This is a genomic window from Bartonella sp. ML70XJBT.G (genome assembly GCF_028618575.1).
Lineage (GTDB): Bacteria > Pseudomonadota > Alphaproteobacteria > Rhizobiales > Rhizobiaceae > Bartonella.
This window is the reverse complement of the sequence record NZ_JAQITA010000001.1, coordinates 196092-214544: the sequence shown is the minus strand read 5'-3', so window position 1 is coordinate 214544 and position 18453 is coordinate 196092. Positions and strand designations below refer to the sequence as shown.

Below are 18453 nucleotides of genomic sequence, written 5' to 3'. Positions count from 1 at the left end.
ATTTTCAGACAATATTTCACGAAGTATTTTTAAAAGCTCTTACAAATAATAAGGCAATCACTCAACAAAAATAGAAAGTATACAAAGATGAGCACACACATCACCCCCCCTGATCCTTCTCTTGAAGCATGGAAAAATTTACAAAAGGATATTACTGAAACATGTAAAGAATATCATCGCTCCCCAGAAGAGGTTCAACTTCTTGCTGTTTCAAAAACTGTTCCTATAGAGAATATACGCCCTCTTTTACATGCAGGTCAAACGCTCTTTGCAGAAAACCGTGTGCAAGAAGCTGCTGAAAAATGGTCCATCTTGCGTCAACAGTTTAGAAATATTGAACTTCACCTTATCGGTCCTTTACAATCGAACAAAACAGCACAAGCTGTCAAAATTTTTGATGTTATTCAAACCGTTGATCGCGAAAAAATAGCCAAAAGCTTAGCAGAAGAAATGCAAAAACAACAAAAACATCTCCCCTGCTATGTTCAAGTCAATATTGGCTTAGAGTCGCAAAAAAGTGGTATCGCTCCCCAAGAAGTAGTCTCTTTTGTTGCCCAGTGTAAAAATCACTATGGACTTGATATTATTGGTCTCATGGCCATACCTCCTGTCGAGGAGAATCCCGGTCCCTATTTCGCCCTCTTAGCAAAACTCGCAAAACAAGCAGGAATCCCAAAGCTTTCCATGGGCATGTCTAATGACTTTAAAACAGCCCTGCAATTTGGCTCAAATATTCTGCGCATTGGCTCTGCTTTATTTGGCAAACGCCCTGTATAAAGCAATTTCCTCTCCATAAATTCATTTCCATTGAAAATCATATGCTCAAGCCAATATTGGCTTAGAGCCGCAAAAAAATGGCATTACCCCGTAAGAAGTAATCCCTTTTATTGCCCAGTGTAAAAATCACTATGAACTTGATATCATTGCTCTGATGGCCATACCTCCTATCGAGAAAAACTCTAGTCTTTCTTTCTCTCTGTGAGCAAAATGAGCAAAAAAGCCGATCCTCCAAAACTTCTCCCATGATCTGTTTTCCAACATATCCCCAACACATAGAATGTCGTCACAACAATTCTACAATTTGGCTCTGATATCGCGCATTGACTCTATTTTGCCAAACGACCTCTCTCATCACCACTCCCCAAAACAACTATAAACAACAACCCAACTAAGGCAAAATAAGAAAGGTAAAATGCACACGAAGAGAAAAGAGAGCCATAACAAAAAGAATGCGCAACGTTTCTAAGCACTTGTTTGTATGAGTAATATTCATCACGCCTGTATGACACAAAACATTCAGCACGGATATCACGGTAATTCTCGTTAAAACCACGAATTCTCTCAACTTCTCCAAGAGATGTGAACCATTGCCTCACGTAACAAGTGCGTAAAGCAGACGAGGAGAAAATTACAACATCAATCAGCGCCTACACTTTCAATACAAGCTGCTTGATTCAATAAACACCTCAAATACCCAAGAGAACACTAAAAGCCATGCTAGCGAACATGGGAGCAATCATAAATACCAGAGAGGCTTTTTGCGTACCAAAAAGGTGAGATGAGCACAGCCATCGACTAAAAACAAAAATTCACCAAGCAAACGCATAACACTAGCAACACAACTGAGTTCAAAAACAGTATAAATATATTTCCTTGTTATTCTCGTAAATCAAGAAAAAAACACCAATTTTTCATATGAAAAATTCTTGTAATTTTAAACTAATTTAAGAAAAATCAGGTCATTATTTCTTTTTATTTAAAATAAGATAAGAAATATATTATAATATTATTTCACATGTAAATAATTTATACATTATTTATAAAGTTTTTATTTTTTAAAAATTATGTTTGAAACTTCTCTAAAACGCATGATAGCAATTTGCTGTGTATCATTTTAACACTCTTTTTAATAGAGATAACTCAAGGTGGAGTAATAGGAGAAATTTTTCAAGCTTCGTTTATACGATACATGATTCAACACCTGTTTATGAAAGTGCTTGTAGCTTTAATGATTTTATATCTCAATTTTATATCTCATATGAATGCACAGAGTTTTGACTTTGCAATTGCAGGATCAGGGACCGGAGCAGCAATGGGTGCTATAACTGGTCCAGACGCACTTATGGGTGGCCTTCTGGGCGCCACGACTGGTTTCTTCAGAGGTTTTGGTGGGGTTCTTCCAAAAAGCTCGTGAGTGTTGGTTCTAATTTATAGAGAATAGCACAAAGGTATCTCTGAAGTGAATATTTTGTAAATATATTCGAAAAAACATACTAAAATTAATTATCTATATCTATGAATAACATAATTTTCAGAGATACATATTATTGTTCATATCTTATAATCAGGATTTTATTATAATGAATATTGTTCATGAAATCATAAGACTACTTTGCATTCTCATTTTATGGAACACTATATACGCTACTTTTATTAAAATATTCGGCAATTTTAGTTGGAAACTATCTATAAAACAAGATTATTGGTAGGAATTCTATTTTTATCTCTGATTTTTTGCGTAGATATTTTGGATTATATGAATATCGTAACAATACTTCTTTTCAAAACAAGAGAATAAAAATAAAAAACATTCAAAGCGATAAAGCGCCTTCATCTACCTTTTTAAAAGCTCTCCTTTTTTATGCGCTTATAAAAAGTTCTATAAGATGCTCTGCCACATTTGCGCACCTAAAAGCAGCATAAGATACTCTCTTCAATATTATCATTTCAGATTTTAAAAATTGACTATTCCAATTTTTGTCATTTAATCTAATCTGAAAATGAAAAGCTTACGGGGAAGTTTTGCCTAAAAAATACAGTGGGCTGATTTTTCCCAACAATATGAAAAGAGGGAACTAATGTCTGAAAAAATCTATCCAATACCAGAGGATATTAAAAAAACTGCTCTCATCAACGAGGAAACCTATCAACAGTGGTATCAAGAAAGCATCAATAATCCAGAAAGCTTCTGGGCAAAACATGGTCAATGTATTGAATGGTTTAAACCTTTTACAAAAGTAAAAAATACGTCTTTTCATAATGATGTATCGATTCAGTGGTACGAAGATGGCATAACAAATGTTGCCTATAATTGCATTGATCGTCACCTGAAAACCCATAGTGATAAAATTGCCCTCATTTGGGAAGGAGATAATCCTTATCATGATAAAAAAATCACCTATCACGAGCTTTATGAACATGTTTGCCGTTTTGCCAATATTTTAAAGAAGCACGGCGTCAAAAAAGGGGACAAAGTCACCATTTACTTAACTATGATTCCCGAAGCGGCCTATGCCATGCTTGCTTGCGCTCGCATTGGTGCTATTCATTCGGTGATTTTTGCTGGCTTTTCTCCTGAGGCCATAGCTGGACGCATTGTTGACTGTGAATCGACCTTCATCATCACCGCTGACCACGGCTTGCGTGGTGGCAAACGGATTCATTTAAAAGACAATGTGGACCATGCCATTGAGATTGCCGCCCAGCAAAATGTGCATGTAAACCAAGTCATGGTCATACGACGTACCTGCGGCCTAATTGATTGGGTAGAGGAACGAGATTTTTGGTACCATGAGGAAATACCCCATGCAAAAACAGACTGCCCCGTAGAACAAATGAATGCTGAGGATCCCCTTTTTATACTTTACACCTCTGGCTCTACAGGCAAACCGAAAGGTGTTTTGCATACAACAGCAGGTTATCTTGTTTATGCCGCGATGACCCATAAATATGTTTTTGATTATCATCTGGGTGAAATTTACTGGTGCACTGCTGATATTGGTTGGATTACCGGTCATTCTTACTTAGTTTATGGTCCCTTATGCAACGGTGCCACCACTTTAATGTTTGAAGGCACACCAACCTTTCCTGACAAAGGCAGATTCTGGGAAATCGTTGATAAACACCAAGTCAATACATTCTACACCGCACCAACGGCTATTCGTGCTTTAATGGGGGCTGGCAATTCATTTGTTGAACGCTCGAAAAGAACATCCTTGCGTCTGTTAGGCACCGTAGGCGAACCAATTAATCCAGAGGCATGGGAATGGTTTTATCATACGGTTGGCAACAATCACTGCCCTATTCTTGATACATGGTGGCAAACAGAAACAGGAGGGCATATGATCACCCCCCTACCCGGTGCAACACCGCTTAAAGCAGGCTCCGCCACACGTCCTTTTTTTGGAGTACAACTGCAAATCATCGACGAGCAAGGAAATATTTTGGAAGGTGAAGCAGAAGGGTATCTTTGCATTATTGACTCATGGCCAGGACAAATGCGTACCCTCTATCATGACCATGAGCGCTTTATTGAAACCTATTTTTCTACCTATAAAGGAAAATATTTTACAGGCGACGGTTGTAGACGCGATAGCGATGGCTATTACTGGATTACAGGACGGGTTGATGACATTCTCAATGTTTCCGGACACAGACTAGGAACAGCTGAAATTGAATCAGCGCTTGTTTCTCATCCTGCTGTTTCGGAAGCCGCTGTTGTTGGTTACCCTCATGCCATTAAGGGGCAAGGAATTTATAGTTTTGTCACCCTCATGGAAGGAACATCCCCAAGTGAAGAGTTGCACAACGAGCTTATAAAGCATGTCAGAAAGGAAATAGGCTCCATTGCCATATTGGATAAAGTACAATTTGCGCCCCAACTTCCCAAAACGCGATCAGGAAAAATTATGCGACGTATTTTACGTAAAATTGCTGAAAATAATTTTGATAATCTAGGAGATACTTCAACCCTTGCCGAACCACAAGTCGTTGATGATCTTATTGCCAATCGCCAAAATAAAGAAATGATCGCTTAACGCATAATATCACCGGTGGGCTTTAGCCTTTCTGCTAAAGCCCTCATGAAAGATCTCAGCTCGTACAACTATTCTCTTTGCCAACGCAAAATATTACGGATACCCTTTTTATTTAAGAGAATTGATGAATAAGCATTTCCCAAACACATCGCCATAAAACTACAAATAGAAGAGTTTATACTCATGATAAAAAAGCTGGCAATACATATACTCGCTTCAAAGCTTTTTTAAAATTGAAGAAGAATAAATTACCCTTATAAATCAAGGTATTTTGGGTAAGAAAGAAAAACAAGCAAAGATAAAAAATGCCCATAGCGAGTTTTAACACAATCTAAAGCAAGCGATACAAAACATCTTACCAACCGCCAACCAAGTAAGCTCAATACTAAATCTCAAAAAAACAGAAATAGCGGTTGTTATGTTTCTGCTAGAAACACCTTGGAATTCTTGCTAAAATCATAAATAAAGATAAAATTAAGGAGATATATAATGAATGATCTTCAGCAATATTTCTTAAAAACAGAGGAGAAATATTGGAGGGTGTAGAGTATAATCTCAAACAACAGCCTAAAACAATGGGAGTAAAAGTGCTAAGAGTCATACAATATAACAGCAGAAGTGGTAGCGAAAAGTGATTCATTTTGAAAATGTTGGCCTACGCTATGGCATGGGCCCAGAGGTTCTTCGTGATATTAGTTTTCATATTCCTGCTGGCTCATTTCAATTTCTCACTGGTGCTTCTGGAGCAGGAAAAACATCGTTAATGCGTCTGATGTTTTTGGCGCTTAAACCAACGCGTGGTCACATTGACTTATTTGGCAATGATACAGCATTACTCAAACGACAAGAGCTTCCTGCATTACGCAGACGTATTGGTGTTGTCTTTCAAGATTTTCGTCTTCTTGATCACATGACCACTTATGAAAACGTCTCTTTACCCTTACGCATTAAAGGACAAGAAGAAGCAACTTATCGCAGTGAAGTCGAAGATCTTCTCTGTTGGGTAGGTCTTGGAGATCATATTCATGTTTTACCACCCGTTCTTTCTGGCGGAGAAAAACAAAGAGTAGCCATTGCACGCGCACTCATTGATCAACCTGAAATTTTGCTTGCTGATGAACCGACAGGCAATGTTGACCCACCTTTAGCAAAACGTCTGCTACGCTTGTTTATTGAATTAAACCGTTTTGGCACAGCTGTCGTCATTGCCACCCATGATATTGCCCTGATGGAACAAGTTGCAGCACGACGTATGCTTCTCCATAATGGACGGATGACAATTCATGAATAAGTCTTTCCCTATTTTTACAAGCAGTCCCAACAACACCACGGCGATTATTCCCAATAGCAATATTTCTGGACAAGCATTGGTTGCAGTGATTGCCATTATGACATTTCTCTCAAGCCTCACCTTAATCGGCGTTGATTTAGTCCAGCGTGCAGCGAACAGTTGGAGTAATCAAATCAGTTATGAAGCAACCATTCAAATACGTCGCATTGAAAATATTGATATCGAAAAAAATCTGCAAAATGCGGTTAAATTGGCCAAAACATTTTCTGGTGTAGAAGATGCCAAAATTGTTGACCAAACAGCTACTGAAAAATTGCTTGAACCGTGGCTTGGAACGAATTTAAGCATCAATGAATTGCCCCTGCCCCGCCTTATCATCGTAACCTTGAAAGAGAATGAAGAAATTGATTTTCGTGCCATCAGTCAGGCAATCAAAACACAAATTCCAGGAGGTCAGTTTGATGATCACCGTGTTTGGGTCAGTCGTTTTGCCACCATGGCACGCACCACTATTTTCATTGGTTTTGCGATTTTAATATTGGTTTTAGGCTCACTCATACTCACAGTTATCTTTGCCACACGCAATGCATTGGCAGAGAATGCGCACATTATCAATGTGTTATATTTTCTTGGCACTGAAACGCTTTTCATTGCACGACAATTTGATTGGCATTTTTTTAAAACTGCGCTGCGTGGTGCATTATATGGTGGTATCACAAGCGCATTGCTGTTTACTGTTTTTGCCTTTTGGACAAACTATAATCTAGGGAGAGTAGAAGCCAGCCAAATAACCGCCTTGTTTGGACACCTTTCCATGAGTTCTCTTCCTTATGGAAAAATCATGGGTCTTATTCTTTTTGTTTCTTTTCTTACCATGTTGACAAACCGTATGACTATCCTGGCACAACTTAGAAAAATTGATCAATGCGAAAACGGCCTCTTTTAATATTATGATTCACGACTCCTATAATTCGAACTCACTGACGCAAGACACCTCAGAACAGTCTGTGAAAAAATGTAGCATATCCCACCCATGGCGCCGTTTATTTCGCTATTTTCCACCAACAGCATTATTGCTTTTAATCATTATTCTACTTTTCTGTATTGGTTTTATTATTTTTTCTGAAAAGACCGAGCGCCTTCAACCTCCCAATCCTTTGCTAAAAGCAGATGCCATCATTGTTCTTACAGGGGGAGAAAAACGCATAGAAACAGGACTTAATCTCTTACAAAAGGGGCGAGGTTCGCGGCTTTTGATCAGTGGCGTCAACACAAACACCAATCTAAAGAGTTTCATGCATAGCACACACATTACATCCCAACTCTTTACTTGTTGTGTTGATATTGGCCACAAAGCCACAAATACCAAAGGCAATGCAGAAGAAAGCGCTGCTTGGATTAAAAAACACCACTATAAAACGGTATACATTGTCACCCATGATTACCACATGTGGCGCTCGATGCGTGAACTTAAATATCTCATGCCGGAAGTTCATTTTATTGCCTACCCCGTTAAAAAGAGCGGTAATGAAAGCATGATACAACAGATCAATCAAATCCGTATTCTTGCCTTTCAATATCTCAAAACAATTCAAGTTTACATAAGAACCGCATTCTAAGCTTTACGCACTATTGTTTAAATTTTCTAAGCAAGCTCTTCACACCATAAACCACATTCAAGAAAGCATTTTAGATTATAAACACATTAACCTTTTCTGTTTCACAAAAGTCATCACGAATACCTACATGTCAATTTTCTTTAAGACCAATTTTTGTATAAAAATTTAAAATGAATAATTTTAAAATCATTGCTTAAAACATAATATGCATCCCCGCATAAACTTGACCTACAACCACTTTTACATGTGAGGAAAAAATCTTTTTTTAAATTTGATGTGCTAACAGAAAAGAATATGCAACAAAGTCATCCTCGTACTTTTTCTCATTCCCATGCAATCTATAAATTGTATATGAAGAATCTCTATCATTGCCCATAACATTTAAACTATTTTGTGTAAGATCTTATAACAATCTTTAAAAGATATGCACTTTCTCAAGATAATAAAATGACCTATTTCCTTTTCAATGTTTCTTTTAAAACGAACTCTCTAAAGCTAAAGCCTCTACGGAATCGTAAAAACCAATGATCAACCAAATAATGAAAATACAAACATCATCGAGATATGTATATTTTCCACAAGACACGCAAAAAAACAGAATAACGCAAAGGATTTAAAGCGCTTTATGCAAAAACTACAATGATATGTCATATACTGTTTTATAGGGCTGGTTCGATGTCTAAAATCATTAAAAAAAGAAAGTCTCTTATACAAAAGCTTCTTACCCTAAGGAAATCAGCAATAAAGATTGTTACTAAAAATGCATCCTGCACTATCTCTCTTTATCTTCTTGTATAGGAATCTCGTAACAATGACTTTGCACACTTCTTATCGCGCAATCAAAAAGCAACAGAAAAGACTGCTCCCTCATGCTCATTATTTTATTAAAGTGGAATACTCCATAGAGCCTCCACCCTTCATTCATACCATTGAATGACTTTCCCATACGAACGCGCTACAATCATATTCACAATAATTGTTAAAACTTAATCACGTGAGAGAGCAACTACAGGATCGAGTCGTGAAGCTTGTCGTGCGGGTGAAAAGCCAAAACATATCCCAATGAGAGTTGAAAAAGTAAGAGATATGAGAATTGAATCCATTGTGTAAACCAAGTGGATAGGTGCTTTAAAGAGCAAGAACAAACCACCGACAGAAAGCCCAAAGAGGATTCCCAAACCACCTCCAATGACACAAACCAAAACTGCTTCAATGAGAAATTGCTGCAAAATATCACTTTGGCGCGCACCCACTGCCATACGCACTCCAATTTCATTAATCCTCTCTGAAACAGTAACGAGCATAATATTCATCACTCCAATACCACCCACAATCAATGAGATAGCGGCAATAGAAGAGACTAAAAGCGTTAAGATATGCGTACTTTCCATGATACGCTCACGAAAGAACTCTGAATTTCTAATGAAGAAATCTTCTCCACCATGGCGCATAGAAAGGAAACGTTTTACCATCTTTTCTGCTAAATGTGAATCGACATTATCAGCAATTTTAATCGTAATTGCCCGAACCTGTGTCGTTCCAAGTAAACGTGTTTGCACGGTTGTATAAGGCAAATAAACCTGCAACGTACTTGAAATGCCTCCTACCATATGTTGCGGATCGACCACCCCAACAATACGTACAGGGACACTTCCCACATGAACGACTTTTCCAATAGGACTCTCACGACTATGAGGAAAAAGCACAGCAACTGCCTCTTTTTCGATCACCAGATCCACGGCTCTCTCATGCACACTATTCCGATCAAACAATCTCCCTTGAACAGCTTTAAGTCCTTGTGTCTGAAAATATTGCTCTCCCACCCCAGCAATAACAGCATTGGCTTTAACGGCACCAGAACGTACAATAGAGCTTGTTGAAAGTTGAGGTGTTACGCCAGCAACATAAGGCAATCGCGATAAAGCTTCTGCATCCGCTTCCACCAAACTTGTTATTTTCTCTGCCTGTGGATCAGAGAGGCTTTTTCCCGGCAAAATAGTTAATGTATTGGAACCCAGACTTTTAAAATTTTCCATAATTTTTTCCCGCGTACCATTTCCCAAAGCCACCATAGCAATAATCGCGCCAATACCGATAATTACCCCGAGCATTGTTAAAAAAGTCCGCATTCGGTGGGCATTCATTGCCAACAAAGCCATCACAAATGCCTCACGAAACCGTTCAGCAAAAGAACGAAAAACCCCCATTGTTTTTTGCTCTTTTTGATTTTGTTTTTCCTGAAGAGGTTGAGCATTTATTTTGGTTTTTGCGCCCTTTGACACATTGTCCGCAATAATTTCACCATCACTAAGTTCGATAATACGCTCTGCTCTTTCAGCTATCTGCATATCATGTGTTACAATGATAATGGTGCGCCCTTCTTGATGAAGCTCATCTAAAATACGCAACACTTCTTGACCACTCTGTTTATCTAATGCACCGGTTGGTTCATCGGCAAGAATGACCTCTGCATTATTCATCAAAGCACGAGCAATAGAGACACGTTGTTGTTGACCACCGGAGAGTTGATTGGGACGATGATTGATCCGATCTCCCATGCCTAAGCGTGTTAAAAGCTCCCCTGCACGCTTTTTTCTTAAACTTGATGCACATCCTGCATAAATAGCTGGAATTTCAACATTGCCCAGTGCCGTTAATTCATTCAGCAGATGATAGCGCTGGAAAATAAATCCAAAATGATTGCGCCGCAAAGCGGATAATTCATCAGCAGAAAGGATGGCTGTTTCTTTTCCTGAAATCCAATAACGGCCGGAACTTGGTCGATCAAGACAGCCCAAAATATTCATCAAAGTGGATTTTCCTGAACCCGAAGCGCCCACAATCGCCACCATTTCACCGCGCTTAATGGTAAGATTGATATCTTTCAAAACAGTAACAAATGTTTCACCAGCGGGAAACTCGCGCACAACATTTTCTAAAACGAGGACAGCTTTTGCTTGCTCTGCTTTCATGCTTTAGCTCTCATCTTCATTATGTTCATGAGGAATATTGGGCATTTCTCCATCGCTCGAACCTGTGATAACCACATCCCCCTCCTTAAGCCCTGAAACAATCTCTGCCATCACTTTATTATTAAGGCCGACGGTCACTTGTTTTGCCACCACTTTATCTTTCTCTTCCAAAACAGAAACCCATGCTGTACGTTCTTTTGTCTCATCCCGCAAAGCATCACTTGGAACCAACAAAACGTTCTGAGCTCGCCCTAAGATAATATGAACTTGTGCCGTCATATAGGTTCGCAAAAAATTATCAGCATTATCCACATGCACAACCCCATTATAATAGATAGCCGATGATATAAGAGCGCTCGACCCTCCCACCATACCAGGATTAATACTCACATCAGCGCGAATTTCCTCAGGAGCCGGATCCACCCTTTCTAAAACACCCTCATAACGACGTTGTGAATTTCCCAAAACTGTAAAATACAAAGGCTGTCCAGCCTGAACTTTCAAAATATCAGCTTCTGAAATTTGTGCTTTAATTGTCATTTTTGACAAATCACCTAAAATAACAATCGTTGGTGCTGACTGAACCGCATTCACATTTTGCCCTTCCTCCACAACAGTTGCTAACACTGTTCCCGCTGAAGGAGCCGTCACTCTAGTATATCCTAGATTCACCTCTGCACTGTCTACATCAATTTGTGCTTGTACAATCTGTTGGCGAAGCTGAGCAATTTGCGCCTCGCGTATTTTTACTTGTGTTGTAGCATCATCGAGATTTGCCCGTGAAGTCGCATGTGACTTGATCATTTCTTTTTGACGCTCTAAATTTTTCTGTGCAAGGGAAAGGTAAGCTTCTTGTTCCACTAAATTCGCATAATAATGCGATAATGCTGCCTTTTTTCTTTTCAGATCATTTTCCTGATCTGTAGGATCAATTTCCGCCAAAAGATCACCTTCTTTGACAACACTACCAGGAACAACACGCATAGAGACCACACGCCCTGTTGCACGTGCACCAACAGCCACCAGCCGATAAGGACGCACAAGACCAGAAGCCAAAACACTTTCCTCGATATCACCACGCTTCACCACTGCTGTCATATAAACTGGTGCTGCTGTTCCAAAAAAAACAGAACGCAACCATAATACAATGATAAGGAATAGAATGGTTAAAAAGAAAGACAGTTTTTTACGTTTTGTAATAAAATTTTTTATAAAACTTTTTTTCATTTCCCTACCTTTGTACGCGTACGTGGTACACCATCAACAACTTCTGGACGTGAGACATCAACAACACCATCCCAGCCCCCACCCAGTGCTTTCATCAACGAAATATATTGAGTAACCAAAGTAATACGGCTATCGTTAAGCGCCATTTGCGCAGAATAATAAGAGCGATTCGCATTTAACAATTCAAGAAAGCTGGTATTTCCATTTTCAAACAGGCTGCGTGAAAGTTGTAAGGAATGCCAAGAAGCCTTATTTGCAACGATCAACTTTTCTAATCGCTGATGTTCTTTGGTCAATCTTACCAACGCATTTTCCACATCTTCTAATGCTGTTAACACAGCAACCCGATATGTCACAAAAGCCTGATCACGCTGTGCACGTGCGGCTGCTACAGAGGCCATGATCTGCCCCCCATTAAACAAAGGTAAACGAAGCCCTGGTCCAAAAGACCAACCAATGGTTGAAGCCTTCCATAATTGATGAATTGTCTCTGCGGCTGTCGAAATACTACCGGTTAAAGTGAGTGATGGATAGAGATCTGCTTCACGTTGACCAATCCTTGCTGTTGCTTGTGCATATTGGCGCTCAGCCCGTCGTAAATCCGGACGCGTTAACAAAATATCCGCTGGAATTCCTGCTGGTATTGGCCATTTTGGTTGCGGAATTTTTGCATGTTTGGCATTTTTTTGTAAAAGATCTCGCAAAGCTGTGGGCACACGCCCAGTTAAGACAGAAAGGCGATGGATGCTCATGGCCAAATTCGCTTCCATCTGTGATATATCTGCTTCTGTATTGGCCACTTGTGCCTCTGCATTTGAAACATCAAGCTCTGAAGCATCACCAGCTGTTAATTTGCTCCGTATTAATTCGTATGTTTTACGCTGTGATGCAGCAATTTGCCGCACAATTAATAACTTGTGTTGCCAGCCACGGACTTGAACATAATTTGTTGCTACATCTCCCAAAAGCATCACCATGGTATCACGCATATCTTCCACAGTCGCTTCAAAGCCATAACGTGCAGCTTCAACTGCCCGCTTATGTCCACCAAAAAAATCGAGCTCCCAGCTCGCATCAAAACTATTATGATATTGGTTAAAATTTTTATTTAAAACCGTATCAGATCTGCCACTACTACGCGTTCCTGAAAAAGAATTTGTCATACTTGGCAAAAGAGATCCAACCGTTTGCTCTAAACTCGCACGCGCCTCGCGAATTCGTGCCTTGGCAACAGCAACACTATTGTTTCCAGAAATTGCCTCATTGATTAATGCATTCAAAACAGGATCATCCAAGCGCCGCCACCACCCAGCAAGCGTAGTTGTACGCCTTGAAATCTGCGCAGACTGTTGTCCCCAATTTTCTGGAACACGAAAAGATGTTTTACGGTAATTAGGACCAACCATACATCCCGATAATAGAAAAAAACACAATAAAACACTATAGAGTAATCTGTTAGAAACAACCCCTTTGAGATTTCTGATATACATCTAGTCTCCCATATTTCTTCAGAATCATTAATAATATTAATAATTTATTTACTTGTTATTTCAAAGTTACCGTGAAAAATCAAATACAGTTTGTACTGGAACATGATCTGAAGGTTGTTTCCAGCCCCGTGCTTCACGAAAAATGGAAAGATCTGCAACAAATGGAGCTAAATCTGGAGAAGACCAGATATGGTCAAGGCGCCGTCCCCGATCAGCAAGTGCCCAATCGCGTGCACGATAACTCCACCATGTGTAAAGCTTAGCGGGAACAGGAATATGCATACGCATAAGATCCACCCACCCACCTTGGTGGCATAAGGCTTGTAACCGTTCCGTTTCAATAGGTGTATGGCTTACGACCTTCAACAACTGTTGATGAGACCACACATCTTCTGGCAAAGGAGCAATATTCAAATCACCCAACAAAAGAGAAGAAAAACCATCTCCTTGATCAACGTGGATCATAGACATTTCTTCTAAAAAGTCAAGTTTATGACGGAATTTTTCATTCACCTCAGCATCAGGTACATCTCCCCCAGCGGGAACGTAAAAATTATGAATCCGTATGCTCTTGCCATAGGCTTCCACAATGACCGAAAGATAACGACAATCTTGTTTTTGACAAAAAGAACGCTTTTCAACATTTTTAAAAGGCAAACGCGAAACAATTGCCACGCCGTTGTAAGATTTTTGTCCACTCAATAGAATATACTTATATCCGGCCGCTCTAAAAGCCTCCACTGGAAATAAAGCATCCGGACATTTTGTCTCCTGTAGACATAAAATATCCGGAGAAAAGAGTTGCAAATATTGCAAAACCTGTGCAAGACGCAAACGGATAGAATTAATATTCCAAGTCGCGATACGAAAGATCATCTGTTTCAATTCCAATGAGGTACAATGCACTATTTATTTGAAGGAAGTGTGAACATCCCATCAACAAATCTCACACCCGTGCGTACATTCATGACTTGAACAGTGGTCTCCAAATTTTGTTGATCAACAATTGTCCATTGCCGTAAAGCCGCGTTTTTAGAATCAAACACCATCCTTATTTGCCCTGCCCCCATGCTTTTATCCCGCAGAACAATTGTCACTGCTCCTGGATCTTCGCGAAACGCCAACAAACGCCCCGATGATATATTAATTTTATCGTCTAACAGAAACTTCATGGGCGTTTGAGAAAGTTGTGAAAAGTTCCACGTATTCAGTGCACGATTATTAATTCCTATGAATTGACCATCTGCAATGATCTGTAAAGGTAATTTTTTATAAATAAAACGAATTTTTCCTGGACGTTCTAAATAAAACGTTCCCTGAGACATTTTTCCTTTCGGACTAAACTGAATAAAATCTCCTGTCATTGTTTTAATTGCTGCAAAATAATTCACAACATTCTGCGCTCTTGCCACCTTATTGGACGCCACTTTCTTATATGATTGCGAAAAAGCAGGAAAAGTTAAGCACAAAAAGACAATAATTCCAACAAACCTCAAGCTTCCTCTTTGTTGCAAAAAAGATGTTTTCATAAACAATGCTCCCAAGCAATACGCGTTTGTTTTATTATTAAGGAGTAAATAAATACCCTTTTCTAAAAGAAAAAGATATTGTTTTATAAAGACTATCAAAAGCTTTTATTTCAAAAATGTTCTTTTGGGACAGACACCAAAACTTCCCGTTTTCCCATATAATTCGCGGCACTAATAACGCCTTCTGTCTCCATCCGCTCAATCAATGAAGCAGCACGGTTATAGCTAACGCCCAGACGGCGTTGAAGATAAGACGTGGAAACTTTACGATCACGAAGAACAACGGCAACAGCTTGGCTATAAGGATCATCTGCACAAGAAGACGGCAACGATGCCTCCCCTCTCTTCTTGGCAATCTTCTCTATCACACTCCCCAAACATTCAAACGGCCCTTGAGTTTCTGAAGCCATAAAAACTTTCCCCTCCCCATATAATTTGCCGCACCAATGATGTCCTCTATTTCCATATGTTGAACAAATAAAGTAGCACAGATTATACCCAATTCTCAACGGAAAATGAAAGAGCAAAAAACATAATTATTGCGAACATAAATGTTCTTTTCAGTCATAAAAAACGTTTTTATAAAGGCTCACAAGCAACAGCTATTGACTCTATAAGTTAAGGAGAACGCTGAATAAATCCCTTCCCTAAAAGAAAAAGATTTTATCTTAAAAACGTTCTTCTTCAACAGGCACCAAAATTTCCCGTTTCCCCGCATGATTTGCAGCACTAATAATACCTTCTTCTTCCATTCGCTCAATCAATGAAGCCGCACGATTATAACCAATTCCTAGACGGCGTTGAATATAAGAGGTTGAAGCTTTACGATCACGAAGAACAACGGCAACAGCTTGGCTATAAGGATCATCTGCACAAGGGGAAGCCAACGATGCATCCGTCTCATTTTCTGCGGTCTCTTGGGTAATAGTCTCCAAATAATCAGGCAAAGCTTGTGCTTTAAGATGCATAACCACCTGCTCCACCTCATCATCAGCCACAAAAGGCCCATGAACACGCTGGACTCGCCCTCCACCCATCATGAACAGCATATCCCCTTGTCCTAACAATTGCTCAGCGCCCTGTTCACCAAGAATTGTTCGACTATCGATTTTTGAACTGACAGAAAAAGAAATACGTGTTGGAAAATTCGCTTTAATAGTCCCCGTAATCACATCTACCGAAGGACGCTGGGTTGCCATAATCACATGGATACCAGCAGCACGTGCCATTTGTGCCAAACGTTGAACCGCTCCTTCAATATCCTTGCCTGCAACCATCATCAAATCAGCCATTTCATCAATAATAACAACAATATAGGGCATAGGACTAAAATCAAGTGTTTCCGTTTCATAAAGAGGCTCACCAGTCTCATGATCAAATCCCACTTGAACTGTACGCGCCATTGTCTCTCCCTGACTTTTTGCCTCTTTAAGGCGTGCATTAAATCCATCAATATTACGCACACTCAGTTTAGACATTTTGCTGTAGCGTTCTTCCATTTCACGAACAGCCCATTTCAGTGCAATCACAGCTTTTTTCGGATCTGTCACCACAGGTGTTAACAAATGAGGAATGCCATCATAAACCGAAAGTTCAAGCATTTTCGGATCCACCATGATGAGGCGGCATTGTTCAGGTGTCATACGGTAAAGAAGTGATAAAATCATGGTATTAATGGCAACAGACTTTCCTGATCCCGTTGTACCTGCCACCAAAAGATGCGGCATTTTTGCTAAATCTGCGATAACCGTCTCACCCCCGATTGTCTTACCCAAAGCAAGTCCCAGTTTTGCTTTGCTCTCAACAAATTCTTGCGCTTGTAACATTTCTCGTAAATAAACCATCTCACGCTTCGCATTGGGCAATTCTATGCCAATGACATTACGTCCTGGTACCACAGCAACACGCGCTGAAATGGCACGCATTGAACGTGCAATATCATCTGCCAAACCAATAATACGGGACGACTTAATACCGGCTGCTGGTTCAAATTCATACAAAGTGACCACCGGACCAGGGCGCGCATCAATAATTTTTCCCTTAACACCAAAATCTAATAAGACCCTCTCAAGTTCCTGAGAATTGACTTTTAAGACAGCAGGAGAAAGTTTTGCATCTCGAACAGACGGTGGTGGAACCGAAAGATAATCTAAATGTGGAAGAAGAAAACCACCATTTAAAGAAGCCGTTAAAGGTTTCACAACACGGCTTTTAACAGGAGAAACAGATGCCTTCTTCTGATTTTCTTGATATTTTGTTTTTTCATCGCCAAAAATTGGTTCAATGCGATCCAAAGACTTTTCTTGTCTCTTAGAGCAACTTTTTCGAGAAAAAAGGCGAAAAAAACGCGCTTGTAAAAAATAAAAAAGATGGAAAATAGCGCCTAAAGTTGTCACAAAAAAACCATGCTGCACTCTCTCTGCACCTTGTTCTGGATCTTCTAGCTCATCGAAGAGAGGATCAACACTTTCGTTTTTATGAACATTTTTTACTTTACTTTTCTTTCTCTGGCGCCGCCATACCACATTACCCGCAAAAGCAGCCATGAAAAAACCCAAAACAAGCACCACCAACCCCAACAGTACATTCTGAACAGGAGAAAGAAAAACAGGAAAAATGGAATAAACAGCTCCTAAAGCTTTATCCCCTAAAACCCCACCCAAGCCTATAGGCAACGGCCAATATGTAAAAGAAGCAACAGGTGTTATAAGGGCAAAAGAAATTAAAAAACAAATCGTTGATAGCACCCACAAAAAAAGGCGAAAAATCAAATTATAGATATTTTTTTGCGCCAACAAAAGAAACGACCAAAATAATGGCGGCAACAACACACCAAGACCAGCCAAACCAAAAAACTGCATGACAAAATCTGAAAAAATTGCCCCAGGCCATCCCATAAAGTTTGTAATTTTATTTGTACTTGCATGCGTCAACGAAGGATCTGCTGCATTCCACGTTGCCAAAGCCAAAACGCAAAAAAGAATGAAGCCCAAAAGTCCAAGCCCAATGAAAACACCAATTTGGCGCAAAAACATTTCAATGAGCCGTGAACTGTAAGATTTTTGCGCTTCTAATGAATCATAAGGAGAAGAACTTTGATGCATCTCTCAATTTCCAAATACAAAATCTTCACATTAAAGAGTTGTAAAATTATGACCACAAAATACTAATACAGTTTTACCATCATATTCATAACAATTTCCCATTTTGTAGGACCATCAGACCTTATCCTTTAAAAGGGTGAGACTAAAACACATCATGCCCATTAAAAAGAGAGTGCTATTGCTGTTTGATTTCAGTTTTCTTTTGCATCAACTAAGTATACAAATAGAGAAATAGAAACTTAACCAGAATATTCAGGGTACAATTTGCTCAATGAAACTATGAAGTAAATTACACGGACGATTATCAGAAGGTATACACCTAAGAAAATCCTACCTATTTCATAGATCGGTGCACATCAAAAATCCTAGTTCTTTAAAGTAAAGAGGAAGTTAAAATATTGTAG

At 39.4% G+C, this 18453-nt stretch carries 13 protein-coding genes and 1 pseudogene; 6 read left to right on the top strand and 8 right to left on the bottom strand.

Translation table 11 applies throughout. The features are described 5' to 3' along the window. The first annotated feature begins 87 nt into the window (after positions 1 to 87). Positions 88 to 777, top strand: coding sequence for a YggS family pyridoxal phosphate-dependent enzyme (locus tag PVV64_RS00895; RefSeq protein ID WP_273759207.1), 690 nt, complete (start codon positions 88 to 90; stop codon positions 775 to 777). A gap of 329 nt (positions 778 to 1106) precedes the next feature. Here PVV64_RS00895 and PVV64_RS00885 read toward each other — a convergent pair whose 3' ends face one another. Continuing rightward, entirely contained in the window at positions 1107 to 1376 is a 270-nt protein-coding gene (locus PVV64_RS00885) for a hypothetical protein (RefSeq protein WP_273759206.1), read from the bottom strand. A 503-nt stretch (positions 1377 to 1879) separates the two neighbouring features. Between PVV64_RS00885 and PVV64_RS00880 the strand changes: the two genes are divergently transcribed. The 5 genes from PVV64_RS00880 to PVV64_RS00860 all read left to right on the top strand — a co-directional run bounded on the left by PVV64_RS00880 (position 1880) and on the right by PVV64_RS00860 (position 7727). Beyond that, positions 1880 to 2194, top strand: a complete 315-nt coding sequence (locus tag PVV64_RS00880; protein WP_273759204.1) for a hypothetical protein — start codon at positions 1880 to 1882, stop codon at positions 2192 to 2194. Between the two features lie 664 nt (positions 2195 to 2858). Continuing rightward, a complete protein-coding gene (gene acs, locus PVV64_RS00875) occupies positions 2859 to 4817 on the top strand; it encodes an acetate--CoA ligase (RefSeq protein WP_273759202.1) in 1959 nt (652 codons plus the stop codon). Positions 4818 to 5448: 631 nt separating this feature from the next. Continuing rightward, positions 5449 to 6108: a cell division ATP-binding protein FtsE gene (gene ftsE / locus PVV64_RS00870; protein WP_273759201.1), complete on the top strand. Its 660-nt coding sequence runs from the start codon at positions 5449 to 5451 to the stop codon at positions 6106 to 6108. Continuing rightward, the gene (locus PVV64_RS00865; protein ID WP_273759200.1) at positions 6101 to 7054 is read left to right on the top strand and encodes an ABC transporter permease; all 954 of its coding nucleotides are present in this window, start codon (positions 6101 to 6103) and stop codon (positions 7052 to 7054) included. The genes ftsE and PVV64_RS00865 overlap by 8 nt, the downstream gene beginning before the upstream one ends. A gap of 4 nt (positions 7055 to 7058) precedes the next feature. Then, entirely contained in the window at positions 7059 to 7727 is a 669-nt protein-coding gene (locus PVV64_RS00860) for a YdcF family protein (protein ID WP_273759199.1), read from the top strand. Positions 7728 to 8713: 986 nt separating this feature from the next. Here the strand turns inward: PVV64_RS00860 and PVV64_RS00855 are convergent. The 7 genes and pseudogenes from PVV64_RS00855 to PVV64_RS00825 all read right to left on the bottom strand — a co-directional run bounded on the left by PVV64_RS00855 (position 8714) and on the right by PVV64_RS00825 (position 18049). Beyond that, complete coding sequence (locus PVV64_RS00855) at positions 8714 to 10699, bottom strand: MacB family efflux pump subunit (RefSeq protein ID WP_273759198.1); 1986 nt, start codon at positions 10697 to 10699, stop codon at positions 8714 to 8716. Between the two features lie 3 nt (positions 10700 to 10702). Beyond that, a complete protein-coding gene (locus tag PVV64_RS00850) occupies positions 10703 to 11926 on the bottom strand; it encodes an efflux RND transporter periplasmic adaptor subunit (protein ID WP_273759197.1) in 1224 nt (407 codons plus the stop codon). Then, positions 11923 to 13416 carry an efflux transporter outer membrane subunit gene (locus PVV64_RS00845; RefSeq protein WP_273759196.1) on the bottom strand — a complete coding sequence of 498 codons (1494 nt, stop codon included), beginning with the start codon at positions 13414 to 13416 and terminating at the stop codon, positions 11923 to 11925. The genes PVV64_RS00850 and PVV64_RS00845 overlap by 4 nt, the downstream gene beginning before the upstream one ends. A gap of 66 nt (positions 13417 to 13482) precedes the next feature. After that, positions 13483 to 14292 (bottom strand): exodeoxyribonuclease III, encoded by an 810-nt coding sequence (locus tag PVV64_RS00840; protein ID WP_273759195.1) that lies wholly within the window; start codon positions 14290 to 14292, stop codon positions 13483 to 13485. 29 nt (positions 14293 to 14321) lie between these two features. Continuing rightward, positions 14322 to 14945 (bottom strand): outer-membrane lipoprotein carrier protein LolA, encoded by a 624-nt coding sequence (locus tag PVV64_RS00835; protein WP_273759194.1) that lies wholly within the window; start codon positions 14943 to 14945, stop codon positions 14322 to 14324. Between the two features lie 110 nt (positions 14946 to 15055). Then, a pseudogene (locus tag PVV64_RS00830) lies at positions 15056 to 15268 on the bottom strand (DNA translocase FtsK); the annotation flags it as partial. Between the two features lie 345 nt (positions 15269 to 15613). Further along, positions 15614 to 18049, bottom strand: a complete 2436-nt coding sequence (locus PVV64_RS00825) for a DNA translocase FtsK (RefSeq protein WP_273759193.1) — start codon at positions 18047 to 18049, stop codon at positions 15614 to 15616. Positions 18050 to 18453: the final 404 nt, after the last annotated feature.

What these genes read in the sequence shown, in the direction of transcription:
- PVV64_RS00865 (WP_273759200.1), top strand. Translation starts at nt 6,101, where the DNA reads ATGAATAAGTCTTTCCCTATTTTTACAAGCAGTCCCAACAACACCACG.
- PVV64_RS00895 (WP_273759207.1), top strand. Translation starts at nt 88, where the DNA reads ATGAGCACACACATCACCCCCCCTGATCCTTCTCTTGAAGCATGGAAA.
- PVV64_RS00850 (WP_273759197.1), bottom strand. Translation starts at nt 11,926, where the DNA reads ATGAAAAAAAGTTTTATAAAAAATTTTATTACAAAACGTAAAAAACTG.
- PVV64_RS00855 (WP_273759198.1), bottom strand. Translation starts at nt 10,699, where the DNA reads ATGAAAGCAGAGCAAGCAAAAGCTGTCCTCGTTTTAGAAAATGTTGTG.
- PVV64_RS00860 (WP_273759199.1), top strand. Translation starts at nt 7,059, where the DNA reads ATGATTCACGACTCCTATAATTCGAACTCACTGACGCAAGACACCTCA.
- PVV64_RS00845 (WP_273759196.1), bottom strand. Translation starts at nt 13,416, where the DNA reads ATGTATATCAGAAATCTCAAAGGGGTTGTTTCTAACAGATTACTCTAT.
- PVV64_RS00840 (WP_273759195.1), bottom strand. Translation starts at nt 14,292, where the DNA reads ATGATCTTTCGTATCGCGACTTGGAATATTAATTCTATCCGTTTGCGT.
- PVV64_RS00835 (WP_273759194.1), bottom strand. Translation starts at nt 14,945, where the DNA reads ATGAAAACATCTTTTTTGCAACAAAGAGGAAGCTTGAGGTTTGTTGGA.
- acs (WP_273759202.1), top strand. Translation starts at nt 2,859, where the DNA reads ATGTCTGAAAAAATCTATCCAATACCAGAGGATATTAAAAAAACTGCT.
- PVV64_RS00825 (WP_273759193.1), bottom strand. Translation starts at nt 18,049, where the DNA reads ATGCATCAAAGTTCTTCTCCTTATGATTCATTAGAAGCGCAAAAATCT.